The organism is Mucilaginibacter sp. OAE612 (genome assembly GCF_041806395.1).
In the GTDB taxonomy this organism is placed as follows: Bacteria; Bacteroidota; Bacteroidia; order Sphingobacteriales; family Sphingobacteriaceae; genus Mucilaginibacter; species Mucilaginibacter rubeus.
Genome location: NZ_JBGMUW010000001.1, coordinates 2,215,308 through 2,240,815, shown reverse-complemented (window position 1 = coordinate 2,240,815; position 25,508 = coordinate 2,215,308). Strand labels below are relative to the sequence as shown.

Here is a 25,508-nt window from a genome sequence, read left to right as displayed (position 1 = left end):
CCCGGGGGTAATTCGCGACAAGATTATTTCCACAATGCATCCACTTCGCTCATAATCTCCACGTACCCTGCGGTTCCATGCACACGAATGCGTTGACCATCTTTAATTAGTTTGGTTGCGTTTTCCACGCCAACAACCGCAGGCAAACCGTATTCACGGGCTATTACAGCGCCATGTGTCATTAGTCCGCCAACTTCTGTAACCAGGCCCTTGATGGCTAAGAATAAAGGGGTCCAGCTTGGGTCGGTAAAGGTTGTAACCAAGATATCGCCATCTTCCAGATCAGCACCTTCTACGTTTAGCACCATGCGTGCGCGCCCTTCAACTATGCCGGAAGAAACGGCGAGACCGGCCAGGGCCCCTGCCGGGATATTTTCACGGCTGTAATGACCGATTATCGCTTCACCTTCAGAAGTAATAACTCGTGGCGGTGTCAGCTTTTCATAAAATTGATAATCCGTTTTGCGCTGGTCAATAAGCTGGTAATCTACTTTTCCGGTACGCACCGCCTCCTGCAACTCTTCAAAATAAAGATAATAGCTATCTTTTTCATCATGAAGCACACCGGCTTTTACGAGGCGTTCGGCTTCCTGAAGCAAAGTCTGCTTGTAGATAAAGTACCTGCTCACGATATCGTATTTCGGATATTCGCGGTAGCCGATAAAATTCCGCAACAGGTCAATCATCTGCTTCGTTTCCCGGGTTTTTTCTTCACCATCGTGCAATTGTTTCAGGCGCAACATTAAGTCTTGTTCTTTTTCTAAGGCTGCCTGCTTCCCCTGCTCAAATCTTCGGGTACTCTCTCCCGGTTTAAGGTTTTTGATATTGCTCAAGATTATCGGAACCAGCGCAGCTGGATTTTCCCTCCATCGTGTACGGGTAATATCGATCTCGCCGGCGCAACGCATGCCATATTTGTTAAGATAAGCAATGAAAGCGTCGTGTACTTGCGATCCGCCCTCCAACTGGCATAACCCATTCAATAAATTATTCTGTTTTGCCCCTTGCAGATAGGCGATGACCTCCGGATAGGGACGAATCACATCCGCCAGGTCCAAAAGTTCAAGGCCCATTTCTGAGGTAATGTTGTTTGGAACAGAAAGCGACAGAACATCTGCTGCGTTGATTTCACCAAGCCACTCTTTCATCTTGTCATTGATCCAGGCCGATGCATGGATGGCCGCCATGATCACGTTCAGATTTTTCTTTTCTAAAGACAGCTGCCTCCGTTGCTGCATATCGTCCAGGATGTAATCAAATACATCGGGGCCTGTTTTTTGCCCGGATGTTATCTTTCAATGCTGATACCGACCTTTCGCTGCTGCTGATGAGATCGGCCACAATCCCGGCATCGGCTCCCGCTTCCGCAAGTATATCCGCCGCCGACATCCCGTGATGACCTTTAACCTGTCCGGGAATATTGGCTCCAGGGTCCTCTTTTACAAAGTTTCGATCGATTACAGTCATCAGGGCATCTTTTATGAGTGGATCTGAATGCCCCAATACATTTAAAAGATTCTCCCTGCCTGCCGGCGAAGCCAGCCCCTTCGAGATATCAACAAATAACCTTCCGCCAGCCATTTTGAATATCGCGCGGTTTCCGGTTAACATCCAAACGGATATGCCGAGTGGTTTAAATGCGTCAGTCATCATTTGTTGATGTCCTACAGATACATAAACCCGGTTCTCCAAGTCGTCTGCCGCTGGCACAGGATATAATGTGGTGATTGGCCGGCTTTGTACAACATAGAATTTATCGTCACTTAAACACCATTCAATATCCTGGGGATGGCCGAAATGTGCCTCGATCATCCTGCCGGTTTGTTCGAGTTGTAAAATTTGCTCGTCAGTTAGCGCTTGCTTATTTTGTTGCTCCGGCCCTATCTCTTTTTGCTCAGTACCGCCATTTTTAATGATCTCAATAGCGATCCTTTTCTCCGAAATCTTCTTTTCAATAATTCTTGAAGCACGGACCTGGTAATTATCGGCGTTAACCAAACCAGAAACCAGTGCTTCCCCCAAGCCGAAGCTCGCATCTATCGAGCTCACTTTCCTGTTACCAGTAACAGGATGGGCCGTAAATAGCACGCCGGCTACCTTTGCAACTACCATTTGCTGTATAATAACAGCCAGGTAAACCTTGCGGTGGTCAAAGCCATTCTGAAGCCGGTAGATGATGGCACGTTCTGTAAAAAGAGATGCCCAACATTTGCTGATGTGTTTTAAAATAGCGGCTTCGCCGATAACGTTCAGGTAGGTATCCTGTTGTCCGGCGAACGATGCGGTGGCTAAGTCCTCCGCTGTCGCACTTGAACGAACGGCGTAAGCGTAATCACTTCCATATTGGTCCATATGCGCAACGATCTGGTTTTTCAGTTCCTGAGAAAGAGCTATCGATTCTATCAGCGTTCTGATCTTTTTGCTTATTTCATTGATCTCATTCTTTTGGTTTTCGGTTAGCAATGCTAATTGCTCCAGCAGTGAATTAAACTCCTGGTCGTTCCCAACAGTTTCTTTAAACGCTTCAGTGGTTATACAAAAACCGTCAGGCACATTAAGCGCCTTAATTTTGTATAATTCTGCCAGATTTGCCCCCTTGCCCCCGATTAACTTAATAAACGTTTTATCGGCCTTTTTTAAATCAACAATGTATAAACTTCTGTTTTTCATATACCTCACTTGTCTTTAAACTGATTGGCTGTTTCATTCATAATTGCAATCGATCCTTCCAAAAATTTTTCGATAATTTTCAAATCTTCTTCAGCGAAAGAACCGATCAATTGCTCCGAATGGCTGCGATAATCCTTGTAAAGCGGAGCCATGAGCTGCATTATCTTTTCAGTATCCGGCACTACCAATACTTTTCGCCTGTCCGTTTTCGCAAATTCTCTTTTGACCAGGTCTTTTTTCTCAAACCGGTCAATCAAACCTGTAACAGCGCCGCTGGTAAGCCCTGTTACTTCCATAAGCTCACCGGCTGTCATGGCCCCTTTCACCAGGAAAAAGCCCAGGTATTTTTGATCGGTACCTGATAGTCCGGCTTTTCGAGCGATATTTTCATGCATTTGAATGGATGTATAAGCATACAACTGGCTTAGTTTTCTTATCCGGGTAATAGCTTCGCTTTTCACAATATCTTTGTAACTTTGATTATCTTAGTTACAAAGATAATTTTATTTTATTAATTGAAAGAAGTAATTTAGAAATCGGTGAATATAATTACGTTGTTTCCGCCTCCCGACCTTGACGAATATGTCACTGGTATGCTGATCATTGAAAGCAAAACCCTCAGTGCTGATTTTATTTTGCCGCTTTATGCCAATGGCTGCCCTACACTAGTGTTTCAAACGGCGTTAGGAAAACGTTCTGGATCGGATACCGGATATCTTAACCTCTATGCACAAACAATCCAACCGGAAACGCTCATGATCAAACAGCCTTTTACGTTGATTGCCTTTTTATGCTCCCACATATCGTCCAGAGCTTATTTGGTGTAAGTGACCGTGAATTAACCGATAGCTATCTCGACTTAAGCGAGATCTCACATTTTTATCGCCATATTATTGATACTAAGTTTTTTTAATTGAACCACGGCCACTTTCCCTTTTCCTTCTGTAATATGGTCGAACTGGTTTACCTGCAAATTACGAAACCGTTGAACAGTATGGCTGCCAGCCCATGTTATTTCAAGCTCTTCGATAAGCCCGGCATGCCCTACCCCTATTTCCGCCTGTATGGGCGATGAACCAAAACTACCACCCGAGTTTAAGTCGCGGTAAACACTTCTTTTAACACCATTGTCAACAAATGTTATTTTTAACCGACTGCCAATGGCAGCTTTATTACTTTTTATCCCTTCTGCCTTTATACTTATCCAGTTGTTATCATTTTGACCAGGGTTTACATACAATGCACTGGTATAGGCATCGCCGGCGTAAGCCCCGCCCATTTCAATGAAGATATCCTGTAAGCCACGGTTCCTGAAATCTGCAAACGCTACACCGTGGCCTTTTTGCAAGTTTCCCGTTCCGGACGCGCTTGTAACTTCCTCAAACCGCTGTCCGTCTACGTTCCTGAACATTTTATTGGGTATAAGGGAGCCAAAATCGGGGTTGCCTGTGCCAAAATACAGGTCGGGAAAGCCGTCATTATCAATATCACCAAAGTTTGCGCCCATGCTGAACACTACTTTATCAAGACCCGTTTGTTTGGTAACATCGGTGAAAGTGCCGTTATGGTTATTTTTATACAGGTAAATGTTTCCTGCATTGGGTATGGGCTTTCCGAGCGCTTCGGCAGCCGAATAATATCCCAGCGGGGCCTCGAATTTGTAATCTGCAATCAGGATATCCTGCCAGTCATCATTATTATAATCAAAAAACCAGGTAGTAAAAGTGCTGTTGGTATTTGCCAATATCCCGGATTGCTTGGTAACGTCTTCAAAGTCGGGGATATTCCCGCTGTTACCTTTATTTTTTAAAAGGTACTTACGCCCGTCCATTGTTGAAATAAAAATATCCGGCCACCCGTCATGGTTAAAATCTGCCGATGTAACCCCTTTTACGTATGACATTACATCGCAATGCGCTTTATGGCCAACCTCAGTAAAGGTATCGTTCCGGTTATTTATATAAAGCATGCTCCGGTGGATATTGACGCTGTCGCCGTTGTTAAAACCCTCCGCCCCTACAAATACATCAAGCCATCCATCATTATTAAAATCAGCCCAGACTGCCGCCTGTGTAGGGTGATAAAAAAGTAATCCGGCGGGTATCGTCACATCCGTGAATGTGCCATCGCCATTGTTACGCAGCAGTGAGGCAGGCTGGTTACCAAAACCGTTCTTTTTCCAGGCACCCCGCAGTACAAAAATGTCCATCTTCCCATCGTTGTTGTAATCAGTTTGCTGAATATTCAGCCCACCGGTAAACTTCCGCAACCCGCTTGTTTCAGACTTGTCAATAAATGTTCCGTCCTGGTTATTTTGAAAATAATGCATTTGATCATCAAGTTCCGTTCCTGAAGTTACTATGTCAAGGTAACCGTCGTTATTGAAATCATCCGCTATAACGCCACCCGCCCTGCTTCTCAGTTTAATACCAACATCGGCAGCCATATCGGTAAACGACTTTATTTTTGTCGCGGATGTTTTATTGAGATCTGGGATTAAAAAGGGCTTGGGCACACTATCGGGGTAGTGCCCCAGTGTCATGTAAGCGATATTGAGCATCCAGCGGGATTCCAGGTCGGCCGGATGCTTCTTCAAAATACTTTCATAAACTGCAATGGCATGTCGCGACCCTGTTTGATTCACGTGAATTGCGTTATCCCTTATTGGGTAGGTACATGACATCCGGTTGTGGTTCAACATACAATTAGTCCGCTCGCCTAACCTCATGTAGGCCAGTGCCATATCCGGTTCAAATAAATCACGTTTTGAGCTATCGGCCCCCCTCACCATCTTTTCGTAAATGGCAACAGCCTGTGTTTCGTCACCGGTTTCCAATAAAAGCTTAGCCTTGGTATTTAAAAGATAAAAATCATTTTCCCTGCCCGGCAGTTTAAGTAAGCTATCGCACTGCGCCACTTTCGCTTCGGGACAAAACGGATTGCGGCTGTTGTAATCCTTTTGGTTCAGACCGGCAATGATCTGGATCATTTTACCCTCGGATGATTCGCGGCATGATGTAATAAATGACATGGCAAGTATCAATAGCAAAAATTTTGCATAAATATTTAACGACGTTTTTCCACGGGCCAAATTCAAAGCAAAATTGACAATTACATTCTTCGGCATTCCTTCAGTAAAATTAGCTACACATTATTTTTTCTTAAGACTCTGATCAATATTGAAGGTGTTATATTTTGAATACCACAAGCGGATTATTAAAGCTTAATTTCCCTACACCGGCCATCGTTAGATACAATCTTAACTTTCTGCACGTCCGGGCTTATTTTCAGAAACCTTGCCGATTGTGATAAAAAAGACGAGCCATAATAAAACTCCTGCCGGGTAACCGAACCATCTTTTGCAGATACTTCCGCATAGGCATCCTGCGGCCCGATCTTTATAGTTTTTCCCGGTGCGTTGAGCTTTAACAACTTCAAATTGCCGTTATGCTCGCTGGCCGCGAGGTAGTAACGGCTATCTTTCCCCTTAAGTTTTACCAGGGCTTTCCCATCGCCGGGAAAACAGATCCCGCTTTGCAAAATCGTCAATGGCTTAAACCCTCCTTTGCCATCGCCTTTTAAAAGCAATCCGTTTAAGGCATCGTACCGGCCTACCGAAACATTTGTGCCGTAATCATTCCCGTTAATAGCTACGTCTAAATTGCCATCACCGTCAAAATCATCCACTACCATTCCGTTAATGGCAGAAACCTGCGCATAGTTTGGCAGAGGGTACATTTTAAATTTCCCGTTTCCTAAATTTTCGAGATAACATGAAGTAAGCGTATTGGCTTTTAACCGCAAGGCATTTTTCAGTTGTTCAGGCGATAACAAATCCTGCAACGTTGCGTGGCCAAAGGATCTGTAATTAACAAACTTTTTTCGGAGACTGATCATTTGCTTAATAGCATCGTCGCGAACAAAAGATGGAAATTCACGTTTCACCCCGTCAGTGTCGGGGAGGAATAGGGATGGAAAGGCATCAGTGGTTTTACGTTTATCAAAATCGCCTGCCGTGATATATACGGGCTCTTTATCGCTGGCTTTGAAAAAACTATTCTTTCCCAGGTTGCCAACAATATAGTCTATCTTACCGCAATGCCTGAAATCGCCGGCCGCGATGGAATTCCACCAGCCGATCTTATCAGCAATACCAGACGCTGCTGTGGAGTTAACGAATTTGCCCCCAACGTTTTTGATAAACGTAATGGGCATCCATTCACCCGCTATAACAAGATCCGGCCAACCGTCATTATCATAATCTGTAACCAGGGCATCACAGGTTAGCCCCAGATTTTTTAAGCAAGGGGCAACTGATGCCGTTACATCTGTAAATTGCAGCTTCCCGGGTTTACTGTCGTTTCGTAAAATAAAACTGGATACCGGGTTGGGATAATGCCAGGCATCAACACGGCCCGTCACCAGCAAATCGAGCTTGCCATCCTTATTATAATCGAACGCTCTGACACATAGCTTACTTGTAAAATTACCGGGTAAGGCACCTTTTTGTTCGCTGAAACGCCCGCGGCCATCGTTGAGGTAGATGCGGTCTGCATAATTTTTTGAACCCGGCGCGCTTTCATATCCCCCGCTGGCCATATACAGATCTGGCTTCCCATCGCCATCGGCATCAAAGAACAATAAACTTTCATCCTTATAATTTGCACTGTCCGGTTTTACATCAATTAAATTTCGCTGATTAAATTTACCGTTAGCCTGCTGCAGGAAAACCTGAGCGGGAAATTTCTTGTTACCACCGATAGCAATATCATCAAGCCCGTTGCCATCAACATCTTCGGCTGCAAGCGCCGGAGCATACGCCGAAAATTTATGAGGCAATAATTTCTGGATGGTAAAATCCGGAAAATCATCATCCTTGTGCCTGTAACTAATACCTGCCGTACCTGTAACTTCTGTAAACAGTGCACCCCTGTTTTTTTGGGGTATAACCCAACTATAAGGCTGACGCGCATCATTGATATTCACTTTCAGCGTTTGGTTAGCGCTTACATTTTTTATTACCTGCTTATAATTATTCGGCCATCTCACTACTACAGAATCGAGCTTATTGACTTTGCCGAGGCCAAAGTGCGCGATGTTTTGGATAGAAGATAAATATCCACGATAAGGATTGTTCTCGTATACCTGGTGTTGCTTGCCTGCATAATAGATATCTACCCAGGCACCAATGCCATCCCTGTTAAAGTTGTTGCCATTCAATTTTACCTGCAAGTAATTTGATGGTTTGGAGGTAAGTGCGCGGCTATTGTTTTTATAGATAAGAGCCTCGTCATTGATGTTATTGATCACCATATCCATTGCACCGTCATTGTTCAGATCAGCATAAGCGGCGCCGTTTGAAAAGGTCGGTAAATCCAATCCCCATTGGCTGGAAACATCACCAAAGTTTAGGTCGCCATTATTTTGAAAAGCATAATTATGGATCTTGACTGTAGGAATCTGGTCAATAACAGTTTTTTTTGAGGCTGTGGAATAAGGATTGTTTCGGTAAACGATAAAGTCATGATCAGTAACATCCTTCGGAAATCCATTGGTTACAATGATATCACGGTAACCATCATTGTTGAAATCTGTTATCAAAGGCGTCCAGCTCCAGTCGGTCTCTGTAACTCCGCTCAAGAACCCGGTTTCACTGAATACGGAGTTCTTGATAGAATCATTCTGCCCCAATCCCGGCCCCTGGTTTATCTGCAAGGTGTTACGTGCATATTGATATTGGTATGCATAATGATTAAATAACTCGTACGACTGGTAGCTTTCCGGCATCGACATCATTTTTTTCCGGTAATTATCCGGTGGTGACATGTCCAGTTCAAATACATCGGCCAAACCATCGTTATTTAAATCTTCGATGTCCTGCCCCATCGAGTTCATCGAGGTGTGCTTAAAGTATTCTTTAGATCTATTGGTGAATGTACCATCACCATTATTGATGTAGAGAATATTGGGCGATATAAAATCGTCGGTAACATAAATGTCCTTCCAACCGTCTTTGTTTATATCCACAATAGTTGCCGCGTGCCCATAGCCTTCAATGGATATACCGGCTTTTTTGGATACATCGCTAAACACCGGGTGTTTAAGTTGGGCATCCCATTTGCTTTCATATAACCTCCCTGTACTCTTACCGCTGCCGTCCGCGATTATCGGGCGAAACTGGTTTGCGTAATAGCCATCGCCGGGGCGGTTAACGGTAAGATACATGTCCAGCTTGCCATCATTATTGTAGTCAAAAAAGGTTGCCATGGTAGAATATGCGTGTATATTTAGGCCATATTCTTTGCCTTCTTCCTTAAAGTGCGGTACCCCCTCTTTATCTGCCCCCTGGTTTATGTAAAGCAAATTTTGCCTTTTAACGCTATCCTGTAGCAGCGAATTGCATACATAAATATCCTGCAAGCCATCATTATTAATATCAATAACGGCAACGCCTCTGCCCCATTTTCCTAAACCATTAACGCCGGCTTTATCGGTGATATCATCGAACTTGAAGTCGCCACGGTTTAGGTACAGCTTGTTTGATACCATATTACCCGAAAAGTAAATATCCTGCAAGCCGTCGTTATTAAAATCACCTATACCAACTCCGCCACCATTGTAAACGTTGGCATTGTCAATCGGGTTGATAGAGTCGTTTTCGGTAATTAAATTATTGAAAGTAACGCCCGAATGCGAAGACGGTATCAATTCGAACAGTGTTGCTTTCTTTTTAGCACATGAAAAAAGAACAACACTAACGAGTAATAAAGCCGGGTAAAATTTCTTCATTTATAAATTGGTTTTATATGGAAAAGATAGGCTGCTATGCACAGCCTATCTCTTTTAACAAGTCCGAAACTCTATACTTTTTAATTGCTATATATAAGCAAGTTAAGTATTAATAGCCAGGGTTTTGATGTCCGTTTACCTTAGGGTTATTATCCAGCTCGGCCTGAGGAATTGGCAATAGTTCATCTCTTCCTTTTCTGAAATATGGGAATGGGTCAGTGGTGAAGTATTGCTTTTTCCTCCAGCGAAGGATGTCGATATTTCTTATTTCTTCGCAACCCATTTCCACCATTTTTTCGTGCATGATGGCTTTTACCACATCAGCTTTTGACGCTACAGGAAATTGCGCTGTTGGATAAAGAGGCATAGCAACATCCGCACGTGCACGAACCATATTGAGGTAGTTAATTGCTGCAGGAATATTACCCAGCTCATTTTCACATTCGGCCAGCATCAATAAAACCTCGGCATAACGGATAATGCGTTGATTATTGCCGCCCGGGTGGAAACCCGCTGCCGGCAAACCTTCCTTGTAGATGATCATGAACTTACGAAAACTGATCTTTTTGGTTACGCCGTTCATCACTGACGAGTTGCCGTTCTGGTCGCCGTCTGTTAGCACCGACGCACCTTTATTATAAGTGTCGCCCGATTGGTAACAGGTGTAGTGAAAACGGGGATCAGATTTGGCCGCGCCGGTAGCAGTGTTCTCAAATTCGTTAATCAATTTGTTTGACGGAATAAGATTTCTCCATGCTATGGGGTTGTATTCCTGGTTACGTACGGTAGACTGCGCTTCAGTAGGACTGTCACCGCCCCAGTTAAATCCGCCGTCGCCTTTGTCAACAAAAACGATCTCGAAGATGGATTCGCTATTGAATTCGGTCTCCTCCTCAAAGTTGTCGAGGTACCTGGCAGTAAGGGTATAGCCGTTTGCTCCGGTTGTCGGGATCTTTAAAAGCGCAGCTTTAGCACCGGCATAATCACCGGTTTGCATTAATACGCGGCCCAGCATAGCATTTGCCGCAGAAGCGGTTGCCCGGCCTTTATCGGTACCGGTTTTTTCAGGAAGAACGGCTGCTGCATCCTGAAGATCTTTAACAATTAAGGCATAAACCTCTGCTTCGGATGAGCGTGGCTGAAAATCGCCAACTGCCTTAGCAGGCGTTGTATAAACCGGCACCCCTCCCCATTGTGAAACCAGGTCGAAATAAGCCCAGGCGCGCAAAAACTTAGCCTCGCCAACCAACCGGTCACGCAGGGCCGTGTTATCAGTTACATTAGGCCCATTCGCAATAACTACATTCGCCCTGAAAATAGTTGTGTACCAGGTATTCCAAACAGAGTTCATCACCGAGTTGGCAGGATCAACATTACCGTTAAGCATCTGTCCCCTTGGGGCTTCAAGCTGCCCGCCGCCGCTTGCAACTTCATCACTTCTGAGGTCGTGAATAAAAAACCACTCCCTTGATACCAGCCCCAGGCTATGTATGGCAACATAAATAGCGTTTACCCCCTTGGTTAACTGATCGCTGGTTTTGTAGTATTGGTTCGTTGTTACATTATTAGGGTCGCTGGTGTCAAGGGACCCTTTTTTGCAGGAGTTAACCGTTGCCGTTACCATAATAGCTGTAAGGGCCGACCATATGTATATTTTCTTCGTTTTCATTGCTGTATCTTTTTAAATTAATCATTAAAAGGTCGCCTGTAAACCTAGCTGAACTGTTCTTGGCTGCGGATACTGGCCGTAATCAATACCGTTGGTAAGGGTACCATTACGAGAGCCGATTTCGGGATCAAGACCTTTATATTTAGTAAATGTTAAAAGATTGGTTGATGCCACGTAAATCCTGAGCCTGTTCAACGCGTTGTCTGTTTTTGACTTTAACCATGAGGTTGGGAAATTATAGCCTATCTGCATATTTTTAACCCGCAGGTATGAGCCGCTTTCAATCCACCTGGTTGAAGGCCTTTTGTTGCCGTTCGGATCACCTGAAATGGCGCGCGGGATATTTGTGTTGGTATTTGTAGGTGTCCATGCCTTTAACACATTGGTACCGGCATTGAAAAGCCTTGGCATGCCTTCGAGGATAATCCTTTCGCCATTAAATATCTTGTTGCCATAAACGCCCTGGAAAAACACTATCGCGTCGAAATTTTTATAGGAAGCGCTGTAGTTTAACGAGTAGGTGAATTTTGGCAGATAGCTACCAATAAAAGTGCGGTCAGCATCAGTGATAACACCATCGTGGTTTATATCCCTGAACTTGATATCGCCGGGAGCGGCATTCGTTTGCTTTGCTGAATTAGCAACTTCACCGGCGTTTTGGAATATCCCATCTGCAATATAGCCAAAGAATGATTGAACCGGCTGCCCAACTGCTGTTTTGGTTATAGGATCACCACCGCCATAATCCGCGTCGCCGCCGGCGGTAATGGAAGCATTGGCGGTACTAAGCGTTAAAACCTTGTTTCTGTTGAGGGAAAAATTTCCGGTAATATCATATTTAAATTCGCCGTGTGTTTTATGATAACCTAAACTAACTTCAAAACCGCGGTTACGCATTGAACCCACGTTAGCTAAGGTCCCGGTACCGTTAAAACCGAGGCTGGGCGAGGTAGGTACTGTTAATAGAAGATTATCGGTTTTCCTGGTATAAACCTCGGCAGATAATGTAAAGACATCCTGGAACAAGCCCAGATCTAAACCAATGTTGGTTTGTTTAGTTGTTTCCCATGACAAATTGAGGTTACTTAAACCACTGTAAAACGAAGCATTTCCAAGATCGGCCAGTGAACCGTTGAACGGATAGGTAGCTATGTTAGATGATATCGGTTGCAAATAAGGATAATTGCCCAATACGGTGCCATTGATACCTGTTACACCATAACCGGCCCTCAGCTTTAATGACGAAACCGACTTGAGCGACTTCATGAAATCTTCTTGGTCTACCTTCCAGCCTAATGACGCGGCAGGGAAACTTTCATGTTTATGCCCCGGCGCAAATACAGATAAACCGTCGCGACGTATAGAGCCTGATATCAGATATTTGCCTTCAAAATCATAACCCAAACGGGCTACTTCTGAAACGAGGAGATTGGTGCCGTAGGTATAATTAGTGAAAAGATTAGTCGCGCCATTTAGTGTCCTTACCGTATTGGTATTTTGGTTACCCGAAGAAACCTGATTGTCGCCGCGTGAGCTTTGGGCCTCGTAAACTAAAACGGCATTAACATGGTGCTTGTTGCCGAACGTTTTATCGAAAGTAAGCTGCTGCGAGTACAGTTGCGTGGTGCTGGTGCCCCTGGTGTAATTAATAACCGCGGTTGGCGATTGAGAGGTACCACCGTCATTATAAATAGGCGTGTAAGTATTATTCATGTTGCTGCCATAGTCAATACCATAAATTGATTTAAAGTTAAGCCATGAAGTAAACTTCAGCGTAGCGTAAGCATTACCGTGGATAGTATAACCGTGATTGGTATTATCAATCAGTTTGGCCGCTTCAATCGGGTTGGTTGGGTCTGAGCCATCGAAACTATTTTGCGGCCCCATAAACCCGCCGGCATTATTTGGATTGTAGATTGGCAGATATGGCTGCATCCTCACCACATTTGTTATGGCAGAACGGTTACCCGCATCTACGCCGTAACGCTGATGATTGATGATGGCATTGAATGTTTCGCCAAACGACAGGATTTTACCAATCGTATGATCGGCGTTAACCCGAATCGCCTTGTGGTAAGCGCTTAAGCCCTGGGCGATACCCTGCTGATCGAAGTAATTTGCCGAAGTATAAAAGCGGGTCACCGCGTTGCCGCCGCTCAATGCCACATTGTGCTGCTGAATCGGAGCATTACTCCTGAAATACGCGTCCTGCCAGTTGGTATTTGTTTGAGCAAAGGTTTGGGAACTACCCGCATAAATTGGTTTGTTAAAGTTTTCTGGCAGCAGGCGCGGCGGTATAGCTATAACAGGAGTGGCTGAACCGTTAAGAGCGCGCTCATATTGCAAGTATTGCTGGGTATTAAGCAGGTCATACTTTTTGATTACATTTTGTATGCCATAGTATGAGTCGATAGTTACCTCTGTGCGGCTATTGTTGCTCCCCTTTTTAGTGGTAATGATGATAACACCGTTTGTACCCCGGGAACCATAGATCGCCGCAGCACTCGCATCCTTCAACACATCGATACTTTGAATATCCTTAATGTCAACGCCTGTGAGGCTACCCGGATATCCATCAACGATGTATAAAGGATCAGATCCGAAATTCACAGAGCTAATACCACGCAATGAAATAATAGCCCCGGTTCCCGGACCGCCATTATTGGTAACAGTAAGACCGGCTATACGGCCTTGTAACGCTTCAATACCGCCAACAGGTAAAGAGGCCAGGGTTTTGCCGCTAACTGATGAAACCGCCCCGGTAACTTTGGCACGTTTTTGCGATCCGTAACCAACCACAACAACCTCTTCCAGGTTCTTGGTATCTTTTTTCATTTGCACCTTTAGCTCAGCAGCGCTGGTAACCGTGATCTCTTGCTGTGCAAAGCCAATTAACTTAAACACCAGCACAGCTGAATTGCCGGGCACCACTATTTTAAAATTACCGCCGGCATCAGTTGTTACGCCTTGTGTTGTGCCTTTTATGGAAACCGCTACGCCGGGCAGGGGTTGGTTATCATCATCAGTAACTTTGCCCGAAACGTTGAATGCAGGCTTCATTTTCAAAGCGCCATTTTTGTTAATGGTAATGCCATTTAATGAACCTGCCGAACCACGATTATGTGCAATTGACACCGATGGCATTGCGAGCGCGCATCCGGTTAAGATGAGCGTAGCGTAACGCCATTTGTTATTATAAATTTTTTGTAAAGAATACTTCATGTTATTAAGGTTTAAAATTTTCGATTCGATTAAGGAAACGTTGACCTGATTTGCTCTCGGGGCAACATTTACCGATATCGTTTAAGCTGTAAATGCCTAAAATTATCCTGGCCTTACCTAATGGTAACTACCGGATTTAAATGAACGACGAAACCTATCCGTTAGCTGTTCCGTACTTATCCAGGATCTGAAAATCTCTTTTTTGTCTTTCCATAATTTTTCTTGTTAGTTAATTGATTGATAATTGATATGTAGGTGTTATTAGTTTTCAATTTCAAACAGTATCCCACGCCGAACCGGACAGCAAACGACAAATGCCACGAATGCTCCATTATTGGTCAACATGTTTATAATTGGTAATCTGTACGTTGTAATACCAACAGTACTTATTGTTACAGCCGGCTAAAAGCAGATTGTAATAACAGAGGTAAAATTATCTTTCGCGGTTGGGCAGGTAGCGCAGTATTTATCTTAATCTTACAACATTTGTTTAAGCAAGCTCCCTACAGCAAGGTTTGCTTTGAATTTTAAAACAGTTTTCCCGCATGATATATGACGTGCCTCAATGTAGATTTTTGAGACCGATAAAAAATTACAAATCATTGATTTTAAGCTATTTAAATACAAAACAAAAATCAAAACGAGTTGAACACTGGTGATTTTCTTTACCAGAAACTGGCACTGGTTTGTTAATTTGAAGGCAAAAATACCGCCAACAACAATCGATTGCGAAACTTGCCCGAAACACGGTATTTAGGTATTGTTAAAACAATAAATCTTATTGATTTATAGCTATAGAAATAATAAATATTTTTAGCATACCTGCTTACAGGAAACAAATAAGGACAGCCTCGCGCTGTCCTTACAACCAATTTTAAAAAAAGAAAAGTAATAAAGGTGAGGTATTATATCTTGTAAGTATGTGATAAAGTATTTGCGCGTTAACGCAAATGCTACAAATAATTATTGATCATATCAGTAAACTTTGTTAAGGTTATGTAGTCCAGGATTAGTACACCTCAAGCAATCAAATGTATTAAGGATGGTAAACTTTAAATGACACACATGTTGAAAAGGTTAACACATTGGTTTACTAAACGCACAATCGCTCCCCCATTCCTAACTTATTGCTGTTCTTTGTAGACTATTGCAAAATGCCCTAAACAATTGTTATAGCACTTTCAACAATTGTTGTAATAGTATGATTATAGGTTGGCCTATTTTTATCAGCAGACTGGCAGCCAATTTTGATTGCTGCAAAACCTAAAAGAACATCAAATGAATCTAAGGATCTTTTCTCTTACCCTGTTGGCAATCGTCTTGTTATTTGTTGGTAATGCATCAGCCCAAAACAAAAAGTTTTATATTTTTTTGTGCTTCGGTCAATCAAATATGGAAGGTAACGCCCGCATACAGCCACAGGATACCATAGTTGATCAGCGTTTACAAGTACTGGAAACCGTGGACTGCCCTAACCTTAAACGGGCCAAGGGCAACTGGTACACCGCCGTGCCACCGTTGGCACGCTGCAATACCGGCCTCACCCCTGCCGACTACTTTGGCCGCACCCTGATAGCAACCCTGCCCAGCGATGTAACAGTTGGTATTGTGAACGTATCGGTAGCTGGTTGTAAAATTGAATTGTTCCAAAAAGACAGTTATAAGGATTATGCAGCCACCGCACCTTCCTGGATGGTGAATATGATCAACGAATATGGCGGCAATCCCTATGGCCATTTGGTCGAGATGGCTAAACTGGCACAAAAATCCGGCGTGATTAAAGGCATCTTGCTGCACCAAGGCGAATCTAATCCAAATGATACGCTTTGGACACTGAAAGTGAAAGGCATTTATGATATGCTATTAAAAGATCTTCACCTGAAGGCCAGAAAAGTTCCCTTGTTGGCTGGCGAGCTTGTTAATGAAGACCAGGGCGGCAAGTGTGCTGCTATGAACAACATAATTGATAAGCTTCCTGAAGTTATCTCCAACGCATATGTGATCAATTCAAGCGGCTGCCCGGCTGCATCAGATAAGCTGCACTTCACCGCTGAGGGCTATCGAATTTTAGGCACACGATATGGATTACAAGTGCTCAATCTGTTGGGTTACAAGGCACCCGCCATCACCAATCCTGTACCTGTTCAAGCAACAGGGAATACCGGCAGGTAATATCGATATTTTTCTATCCGATAAAATGAAAGCTTTCTTAAGCCACACTTTTGACATCTATTTTTTTTACCCGGTACTCGGATGGCAGAACATTATATTTTGCCTTGAATGATTTGGTAAAATAATGAGGCGTCGAAAAACCGATGGAGTATGCTATCTCTGCAATGGTCAAATCGGTTTTTTCGAGCAGTATGGCTGCTTTGTCCAGTTTTATGGAGCGGATAAATTCCACAGGTGGCTCGCCGGTTAGTTCGGTGATCTTGCTATAGAATGATCCCCTGCTCATACTAAAATGATGGCTGATCTCCTCGACGGAAAATTTAGGATTGTTGATGTTTTTCTCAATATACATCACCACATCTTTAATGAACCGTTCTGACGAGGATTCAATATCCATATCTGCCGGGATAACTTTTATTTTCTTCTGATAGGTTTCTTTAAGCGACTTATTTAGTTGAAGCAGGTTTTTAATTTTGATATTCAGGATATCGAAGTTGAAAGGCTTGGTCAGGTAATCGTTCACGCCCAATTCCAGCCCTGCAAGTTGCTCCTTTTGGCTGGTCATCGCCGTTAATAATATAATGGGGATATGGCTGGTTCTTTTATCGGCCCTAAGTTTACAACTTAGCTGGATCCCATCCATATATGGCATACTGATATCACTAACTATCAGGTCGGGATGTACGGCAAGTGCTTTATGCCACCCTTCACGGCCATTAGCCGCCTCCGAAACTTTGTAAGTTGCAGCCAGACTTTCGGACAAGTATTGCCTCATTTCATCATTATCTTCAATGACCAGAACATGGAGCCGGTTAACACCTGTGGCAATCGCCGTCTTCGGTTTATTGTCCCTGTCATCGTCGATAACGATTGGGGCAGCCCCGGGCGTATTTTGCTCAAGCATTGCTGTCTCCGATAGATTAATTACAGGCAATGAAATTGATAAGGAGAAAATTGAGCCTTTGCCTAATTCACTTTTCACACCAATCTCGCCGCCATGCAACTGCACAAGTTCGCGTGTTATCGATAATCCTATCCCGCTTCCCTGGTTAAGTATGGCAGGCTGGGCATCTGCCTGATAAAACCTGTCAAAAACATGCTTAACCTGCTCGGCTGCTATACCGGTACCTGTATCCGCAACCGAAATACCCAAGCGGTATGAATTGCCATCTTCTGAGATAACAGGGGCGGTAACTTCAACAGTAATTTGCCCGCCAGGCATCGTAAATTTAAACGCGTTGGATAGCAGGTTAAATAATATTCGCTCAACCTTATCATGATCAAATTTTACAAATAACCTTTCACCGGCAGTTTTAAATACTGTAACAATTTTTTTTCTATTGGCCAGATCATAAAACGAATCTGCTACTTCGCGAACAAAAGAAATAAATTCCCCTTCAACCAAATTCAACTTAAGCTCATTCTCTTCAAGTTTCCTAAAATCGAGCAGTTGGTTAACCAGGTTAAGCAACCTGCGCGAGTTTCTTTTAATAACACCTAATTGTTCGGTAACAGGCCCGCTGTTAGGCTGCTCCAAAAGCTTATCAACAGGCGCCATTATCAAAGATATCGGTGTCCGGAATTCATGGCTCAGGTTGGTTAAAAACTTAATTTTCATCTCATCCAGTTCATGACGGGCTTCGGCTGCTTTACGTTCCTGCTCATCGTGCAATTTCTTTTTAAGCTTTTTAACACCCTGCCTGCGGATGAGCAACAACACGCCAAAGGCCAGCAAAACATAAAGCACATAAGCATATATAGTCATCCAAAAAGGCGGCTTCACTATAATTTTCAACGATGTACCGGTATCATTCCATTTACCATCATTATTGGATGCCCGTACCCGGAACGTGTATTCTCCCGGATCAAGGTTGGTATAACTGGCCGTTGTTGATGTTCCTGCATTTTTCCAGGTATTGCTAAATCCCTCTAAAATGTACGAATAGCGATTTTGCTGTGGAAGGGTATAATTGAGCGCCACAAAGTTTATGGAGATGTCTTGTTTATACTTTATGGTGATCTCTTTTGCCTCACTGATATTAACAGGCAAGGGGTTATCACGATTAGGCGAAATACGTTTATTATCTATACTCAGGGTAGTTAATACAACCGGGGGCAGATTTTTATTAAGCCTTACATCTGATCCCTTAAAATAATTGAACCCGTCTACCCCGCCAAAGTAAAGCGTGCCATCTGCGGCAATAATACCCGACCCGTTTAAAAAAACATTGTTTTGAAGCCCGTTATCGTTACAATAAACATACAGTTTCTGATCAGCAGGATCAATTCTCCCGATACCCTGGTTTGTACTGAACCAAATATTATTGGTTTTATCCTGCAAAATTTTACAAATTACACCGTTCGGCAACTGGCTATTGTATTTAAACGGGGTTATTTTTTTAAGCCGATGATCATAAAAGAAAAGGCCATCGCCGTTGGTACCTATCCACATATTGCCGTTAGTATCGCGTTTTAAAGACAACACCTCTGCTATAGGCAAACCTGTATTGATTGGATTAAGTGTATCGAACACTTTGGTAGCCGGGTTATAAATAGCGATGCCCGTACCGTACGACCCGATCCACATATTACCGTCATTATCCTCTTCAAAAGCCCTGATATAACCATTTGATGGCATTTTATAGCCTTTTACGGAGACTAAGGCAGGTTTAAACCGGCGGAAGCTATCAGCCTTCGCGTCAAAAATATCGATACCCGCGCCGTTAGTACCTATCCATACATTACCAGAGCGGTCTTCCTTGAAGCAGAAAATGTTATTTTGACTGATATTTAGCTTTCCGCTACCGCCGGTGAATTGTGTATAGCTATTGTTTGCAGTATTGAGTTTAAAAAGCCCGTGGCCGAATGTTCCTATCCAAAGTTGTTTTTTATGATCCAATAACATAGCCAGAACAGGCAGGCCTGCCGAATTTATTTTTTCCTTCGGCTGAATAGCGATATGAGTGAAACGGTTGGTTTTGTTGTTGAAAATGCTAAGGCCGCCGCCGTCCGTTCCCACGTATAGTTCATTGTCATTTTTTTGCGCGAAAGATGATACGATTGGCGCGCGCAAACCGTAAGGGTCTAACTCAGTGGGTTGCACATAATTAAACAATGTGAGGTTTTTGTCGTATTTATTGATGCCGCCCATATAGGTACCCACCCAATAAATGCCTTTAGGATCGATATAAATGCTGCGGATGGATTTACTGTTAAGGCTGTACGGATCGCGCGGGTCATGGCGGTAACGGATGGATTTCCCGGTGTGGATATCCATAACATTCAAACCGCCTTCGGTACCAACCCAGATGTGGTCTTTATCATCAGCGGCAATGCTGTAAACAATGTCACCACATAGCGACGTCTCATCCTTATCATTATAACAGTAATTAACAAAGTGTTCACCATCCTTATCCAGGCGGCTTAAGCCATTAGCTGTACCTACCCACAAATTGCCCGCTTTATCCTGCGAAACTGTCATTACAACATCCGAGGGTAAACTACGGGTATCGTTTTTTTGATGACGGAAGGCTTTAAAACCTTTATGCGTATCATCATATAAATACAAACCTAAATTGGTACAAATCCATATCCTGCTGTAACTATCCTCAAAAATACAGCCCATGCTTTTAACAGGTATCTGCCCTGGTTTGCCTGTCCCGGTTTCAAAATGGCTGATATATTTACGATCGGGGCTGATCACATCAAGGCCGTTTACCGTTCCCACCCAGATCTCATTTTTATCGTTTGCACAAACGGCGGTAATAACACCCTGGCTTAAACGCTGCCCTTTTAAGGGCGAACTAAAGCTTTTGAAATCATCCGCCGCCTTATCGTAATAATACAAACCAAAACCGATGGTGCCTACCCATAGCGTACCAGCACGGTCCATACTGATGCTGCTTATTTCGTAGGAGCCCGGCTCTACCTGCCTTTTGGCACCCAATGTATAAACTTTAAACTTCCTTCCGTCATACCTGTTCAGGCTTTCGGAGGTGCCAACCCACATCATCCCGTTATTATCTTTTACGATGGCATTTACGGCGTTACCCATTAACCCTTGCCTGGTGGTTAATGCGGTAAATTTCAGGTTAGGCTTTTGAGCATTTGCCAGGAAACTGAGGTTGGCCAAAACGACTAAGGTGAGTATAACGCGCACAGTGCCTGCCAGCACTGTATTGATCTTTTTGCGAATACACAAATCGGGTACAGAATGCATCATAACAAACAGGTTACTTTTTTCCGGAGCGGATAACCCGCAGGAAAAAATTGTTGATGAACTATGGTTTTAAAATTGGTGTGATTGACGTCTTCGAACAAAACATCATTATCCAAATCTACATTTTATGATGATGAAACAGGCAAACATTTGTTCAAAGAAATAACACACTTGTTCAATCACACAGGTAATTATTGTACAAAAGTACATATCGACGAATTTGCGGCAATGATATCGCTCCACATGGCATCGACAAATGTTGTAAAATTATGCTAAAAACTGCGTGCCTTGTTTTTAATATAAAAATACTTTTATAATAAGAAAAAGCCGCTCAAAACAACAGGATAGCCATTATAAATTATTTTTAAATATTTCATCCCGGATCAACTTTTCATAAATAATGAAAACTGGCTCCGGTTAAAGTCAAAACAAAACAACTACTTAATATGTGTAACAATAACAATTAATCACAATTTAATCATTTATCGTATTCCGTGTATTCACCGGATCAAAACAGCCCGGCACTTTACTATTAGCCACAATTTATAAACCTCAATATTCTATTATGAAACCAAAATGTTTACTTGCCTTGTTGGCCGTTACATGTGCCTCCAGTCTCTGCATGGCACAAACAGCTTCAATTGCCGAAGATTTCAAACCATCAACTTTTAACCAGCCGGGACAAGAGTACCCCCAGGTAAACTCGCAAGGCTACGCGCGCTTTCGTATCAAGGCCCCACAGTCCGACAGTATAAAAGTTAGCCTTGGCCTTGGCGGGCGCGGGGGCACCAAACTCACAAAAGGAGCCGACGGGTTCTGGACCGGCACCACAGAAGGACCGATGGATGAAGGATTTCATTACTACCACTTAACCATCGATGGCGGGGTATTTAATGATCCGGGCACATTAAATTTTTATGGATCCACACGTTGGGAAAGCGGCATTGAGATCCCCGCGCACGACCAGGATTTTTATGCGCTTAAAGATGTTCCGCACGGCAATGTACAGCAGATCCTTTTTCCTTCAAAAAGCACCAATACCCAGCGCAGGGCTTTTGTTTACACGCCACCAGGGTACGAAAAGGATAAATCAAAAAAATATCCGGTACTATATCTGCAGCATGGCTGGGGCGAAGATGAAACCGCGTGGAGCAACCAGGGCCATGCCAACCTGATTATGGATAACTTAATTGCAACCGGTAAAATACAGCCATTCATTATTGTAATGACTTACGGCATGACCAACGACGTGAAGCCCGGCCCTGGCGCATTTAAAAGTTTTAAGATTGATCACTTTCAAACAGTTTTAACTGACGAGCTTATCCCCTACGTTGATGCAAGCTTCCGCACACGTGCAGACAGGGCTCACCGTGCCATGGGGGGATTGTCAATGGGCGGTATGGAAACGCATATGATAACACTAAACAAACCCGAGCTTTTTGCCTATTATGCCCTGCTTAGCGGCGGAACTTATTCGCCGGATGAGCTTAAAGACAAAACCAAACCTAAACTGATATTCATAAGCTGCGGCAGCAAGGAACGGCCCGACGGCGTTAAAAATGCCGTGGTTGCTTTAAAAGGTGCGGGATATGACGCGGTATCTTACATTTCTGAAAACACCGCACATGAGTTCCTGACCTGGCGCCGTAGTCTTTACGAACTTGCGCCTTTGCTATTTAAAGAGTAAATACCAATTACATTCACGTGGCCATACACAAAGAAGCCCTGCCGGCAAAATGCCGGCAGGGCTTCTTTGTAATAAACGGGTTGACCTAAATCCACCTCCCCGATCTCTTCTATTCGAAATCGGGGAAGTGATTGTTTAATTGAAATAATGCTCCTTTAACTTAATTATGCTGACCTAACTGATTAACAGCTCCTGACAAAACAATGTACTGCGCACAGCCGGCTATTGTAACTTCATTCTCCCCCCAGAAAAACGGCCAGTCTTCCTTATTCTCCGGAAAATCGGGTTTAAGCAGCAAAATACCGGGCACTACGCCGCCGGCAATAAACCTGAAGTCGGCCCGGTTATTACCGTAGGTTACTTTTTTTGAACGTACACCTACCGCCGATACAAACGAAAGGTTGGAATAAGGATGACATCCAAAGATATAATTCAACCCTTTGTAAACATATTCCGGACCGATTATATTAGGGAAATACTTATTGGCGTAATAGTTGGTAATGGCGTAGTTAATAACCTGCCCGCTACCACCCCAGCCTCCTGGAGTAACCGGCACACCGTAGGGGTTCTGTTTATCGTACTCATCGCATGAAGCTTTGTACTTTTGCATATAGGCTGCTATTTTATCCTGATAATCTTTATCCATATAAGGGTAAGCGTGGAGCGCGCTTATCATAACAAAGCCGGGAAAGCGATCAAGCATCGGCATAATCAGCTTTTTGAAATGATCTGCATACTGCTGATCTTTGGTTGTGATATACAATTGAAGAGCGGCAAGCATTTCGTTACCGGCAAGGAACCTGTTACGTGCCCGGGCAGCCGAGTCCATGTGCATTTTCAGGCTGTCGTCTTCGTGCCAGAGTTTCAACGCACTTTGCAAACTTTTAACAGACAGCGTATCGTTGTACCCTTTTAGCGCCCTGCTAGCAGCGGCAAGCGCGGCGGTAGCCTGGTAATCCAATGCTATATTCCTTGTAGTGAATGCCCATCTGTCATCCATGGTACCACTTGATTTACCGTCGGTTTGGTAGGGCTTCAGCGAGGCGTTATAAGGCAGGTTATCTGTTTCGTTAACGGCGTCCCCGAGGTGATGATACTGGTGCAAATTAGGCACTATGATTCCGCGCGCCGGGTGGCCAATGTTCACTACCTGCGCCACCAGGTTAAGTGTACCATGTTCTATTTGCTGTAAAAGATCAGGCTTACCGTCAGGGCGGTGTATATCTACGTACCGGGTTGGGTAATCTACATATGTTTCGTCGCGATCGATCTTGAAATTCTCCCAGGCTTCAACAAAATTCAGCACAACGCTGCAGTGCGATGGCGTTTCAACATCAAAATCGCCGGCATCAAACCAGCCGCCAACATTAAGCCCGGGGATGCGCTCAAGCGGTTTATATTTTGTGTCAGTAGTTGGCCCCATCTGGTACGTATCAAAATGCTGGTGGTTTGGAGGTGCCTGCAAGGCGTCATCAAGAAAAGGCGCGCCGTGCCATACTCGGTAGGCCTCGTTAACCATCATGTGATCCATCTGAACCGGGAACCAAACATCCATTGTGGGATGCCCTATATTTTCATAAACATTTGCATTGATGGGGAATGCATTGGTTTTTTGGTCGCCGTAGGCTATCACATATAAACCTGCTTTTTTCACACTGCTGAAGTCGAACTTCAAATAATTGTAACGGGTAAATTGTCCCCAGTGCTGTACAGCTGCTTTAAGCCGCTCAACGTATTTCCCATCGGGAGTTATCTCAAAAAGTGTGGCGGTTTGTAATGGCGTGTCATTTTTATCCAGTTCTATTACTGCGGTCTTTTGCTGCTCCGGGCGGTAACCAACCTGCGAAAACTCAATTACGGGCGCACGCTTCCAACCAGGTACGGCATTTGGCTCAATATACCAGGTTAATACTTTGCCCGTTTTTCCTGCCGGTAATAAACTGCGCACAATAAACCATCCGTTTTGCGCAAGGCTTCGGCCGTCAAACAACTTAAGGTCGGCATCAAATGATTGAATTTTAATGGTGCGCTCAGGATCTTCGGGCGCCATCACCAATGTTTTACCGGTAGCCAATGGTGCGGGCTCGATAAATTCATTGCGGCCACGATCGTCAAATGTGCTGTGGCCGGCAAACTGCGGGATTTTTTGACTTGAAGGAAGCATTTTTGTTAAACCTGCCGGGTACAGCGGAAACTCGCCCGGTTTTCCATCAATCAAAAATGTTTTCTCAAAGTAAGCAGATGGTATAATTTCCAGGTTGAAACCTGCCCTGCCTGCTAACTTTTCCGGCACCGGTTTATCAAGGTATAAATTCAATTCAACGCCATTGCCTTTCGGCGTAACGGTGATCCTGGAATCAAAATCATAATCGGCGTAACGCATGGTAACATCAATTTGATGGTTGACGCTATCAACCTTACGGTTAACCAGTGTGGGCACCAGGTCCCATTGCTCGGGTGTGTTTTGCAGCCGTACCGCGCCGCCTGTAATTGTACGCACGCCGTGATGTATCAACTCAACACCTGCTGTCTTTTCGTCCTGAAAGATCCCATTATACTGGTTACTAAATACGAGGACGTTGACGCCGGGCGTTTCGAAATAACCCAACTTGTTTAGTTTTAGTTTTTGAGCCGTGCCCCGGAGGGATGACAGGCAAAAAATTAATGCCATCACCATCATGACCGGCTTCGGTAAGTAAATTTTCAATTGCATGGTTTATAAGATTTATTAAAGAAGTTTATGATCGGAATACCGATTACGGACTGTACGAAAGTATCCGTACAGAAAATGGTTTGCTACCACAATCCAATATTTTGATACCACGAATGTATCTGCATGGATGCGTTCCCAAAAATGCTATATGATTGTTACAATCAGACGCAATTAAACACAGCCTCAAACATTCCAGATATCTAAAACAAACTGGTTATCAATACAATTAACGATTCAAAAAAAGAATAGCGGGCGTATTTTCCGGCTTCCTGTTCATTTACGCAAACCGGTTTGATGATTCATTTTTCAGGTCTTAAACATTCGTGCTATCATTATCATGATTTGTGTTAACCGCGGCAAAGTGCTT

12 protein-coding genes are annotated in these 25,508 nt (G+C 43.7%); 3 read left to right on the top strand and 9 right to left on the bottom strand.

What is annotated here, in order from left to right:
* Positions 1–23: 23 nt before the first annotated feature.
* Genes ABID99_RS09385 through ABID99_RS09375 form a run of 3 tightly spaced genes read right to left on the bottom strand, consistent with a single transcriptional unit; the run spans position 24 to position 3,131 of the window.
* Positions 24–1,238: a PEP-utilizing enzyme gene (locus ABID99_RS09385; protein WP_373613535.1), complete on the bottom strand. Its 1,215-nt coding sequence runs from the start codon at positions 1,236–1,238 to the stop codon at positions 24–26.
* Between the two features lie 16 nt (positions 1,239–1,254).
* Complete coding sequence (locus ABID99_RS09380; RefSeq protein ID WP_373613534.1) at positions 1,255–2,670, bottom strand: PEP/pyruvate-binding domain-containing protein; 1,416 nt, start codon at positions 2,668–2,670, stop codon at positions 1,255–1,257.
* Between the two features lie 5 nt (positions 2,671–2,675).
* Positions 2,676–3,131 carry a MarR family winged helix-turn-helix transcriptional regulator gene (locus ABID99_RS09375; RefSeq protein WP_090526120.1) on the bottom strand — a complete coding sequence of 152 codons (456 nt, stop codon included), beginning with the start codon at positions 3,129–3,131 and terminating at the stop codon, positions 2,676–2,678.
* A gap of 132 nt (positions 3,132–3,263) precedes the next feature.
* On the opposite strand from ABID99_RS09375, the gene ABID99_RS09370 reads away from it, so the two are divergent.
* Positions 3,264–3,497, top strand: coding sequence for a hypothetical protein (locus ABID99_RS09370; RefSeq protein ID WP_373613533.1), 234 nt, complete (start codon positions 3,264–3,266; stop codon positions 3,495–3,497).
* 44 nt (positions 3,498–3,541) lie between these two features.
* Here ABID99_RS09370 and ABID99_RS09365 read toward each other — a convergent pair whose 3' ends face one another.
* The 4 genes from ABID99_RS09365 to ABID99_RS09350 all read right to left on the bottom strand — a co-directional run bounded on the left by ABID99_RS09365 (position 3,542) and on the right by ABID99_RS09350 (position 14,350).
* The gene (locus ABID99_RS09365) at positions 3,542–5,701 is read right to left on the bottom strand and encodes an FG-GAP-like repeat-containing protein (protein ID WP_373613532.1); all 2,160 of its coding nucleotides are present in this window, start codon (positions 5,699–5,701) and stop codon (positions 3,542–3,544) included.
* Between the two features lie 185 nt (positions 5,702–5,886).
* On the bottom strand, positions 5,887–9,459 hold the full coding sequence (locus ABID99_RS09360) for a VCBS repeat-containing protein (protein ID WP_373613531.1): 3,573 nt from the start codon (positions 9,457–9,459) through the stop codon (positions 5,887–5,889).
* A 109-nt stretch (positions 9,460–9,568) separates the two neighbouring features.
* Positions 9,569–11,128, bottom strand: coding sequence for a RagB/SusD family nutrient uptake outer membrane protein (locus ABID99_RS09355; RefSeq protein WP_090526123.1), 1,560 nt, complete (start codon positions 11,126–11,128; stop codon positions 9,569–9,571).
* A gap of 24 nt (positions 11,129–11,152) precedes the next feature.
* On the bottom strand, positions 11,153–14,350 hold the full coding sequence (locus ABID99_RS09350; protein ID WP_373613530.1) for a SusC/RagA family TonB-linked outer membrane protein: 3,198 nt from the start codon (positions 14,348–14,350) through the stop codon (positions 11,153–11,155).
* Between the two features lie 1,278 nt (positions 14,351–15,628).
* Between ABID99_RS09350 and ABID99_RS09345 the strand changes: the two genes are divergently transcribed.
* The gene (locus tag ABID99_RS09345; protein ID WP_373613529.1) at positions 15,629–16,522 is read left to right on the top strand and encodes a sialate O-acetylesterase; all 894 of its coding nucleotides are present in this window, start codon (positions 15,629–15,631) and stop codon (positions 16,520–16,522) included.
* A gap of 37 nt (positions 16,523–16,559) precedes the next feature.
* Here the strand turns inward: ABID99_RS09345 and ABID99_RS09340 are convergent, their stop codons facing one another.
* Positions 16,560–20,744 (bottom strand): two-component regulator propeller domain-containing protein, encoded by a 4,185-nt coding sequence (locus tag ABID99_RS09340; protein WP_373613528.1) that lies wholly within the window; start codon positions 20,742–20,744, stop codon positions 16,560–16,562.
* Between the two features lie 562 nt (positions 20,745–21,306).
* Here ABID99_RS09340 and ABID99_RS09335 point away from each other — a divergent pair.
* Positions 21,307–22,428, top strand: coding sequence for an alpha/beta hydrolase-fold protein (locus ABID99_RS09335; RefSeq protein WP_091164058.1), 1,122 nt, complete (start codon positions 21,307–21,309; stop codon positions 22,426–22,428).
* Positions 22,429–22,588: 160 nt separating this feature from the next.
* Here ABID99_RS09335 and ABID99_RS09330 read toward each other — a convergent pair whose 3' ends face one another.
* Positions 22,589–25,141, bottom strand: a complete 2,553-nt coding sequence (locus ABID99_RS09330; protein WP_229701548.1) for a glycoside hydrolase family 9 protein — start codon at positions 25,139–25,141, stop codon at positions 22,589–22,591.
* Between the last annotated feature and the right edge of the window lie 367 nt (positions 25,142–25,508).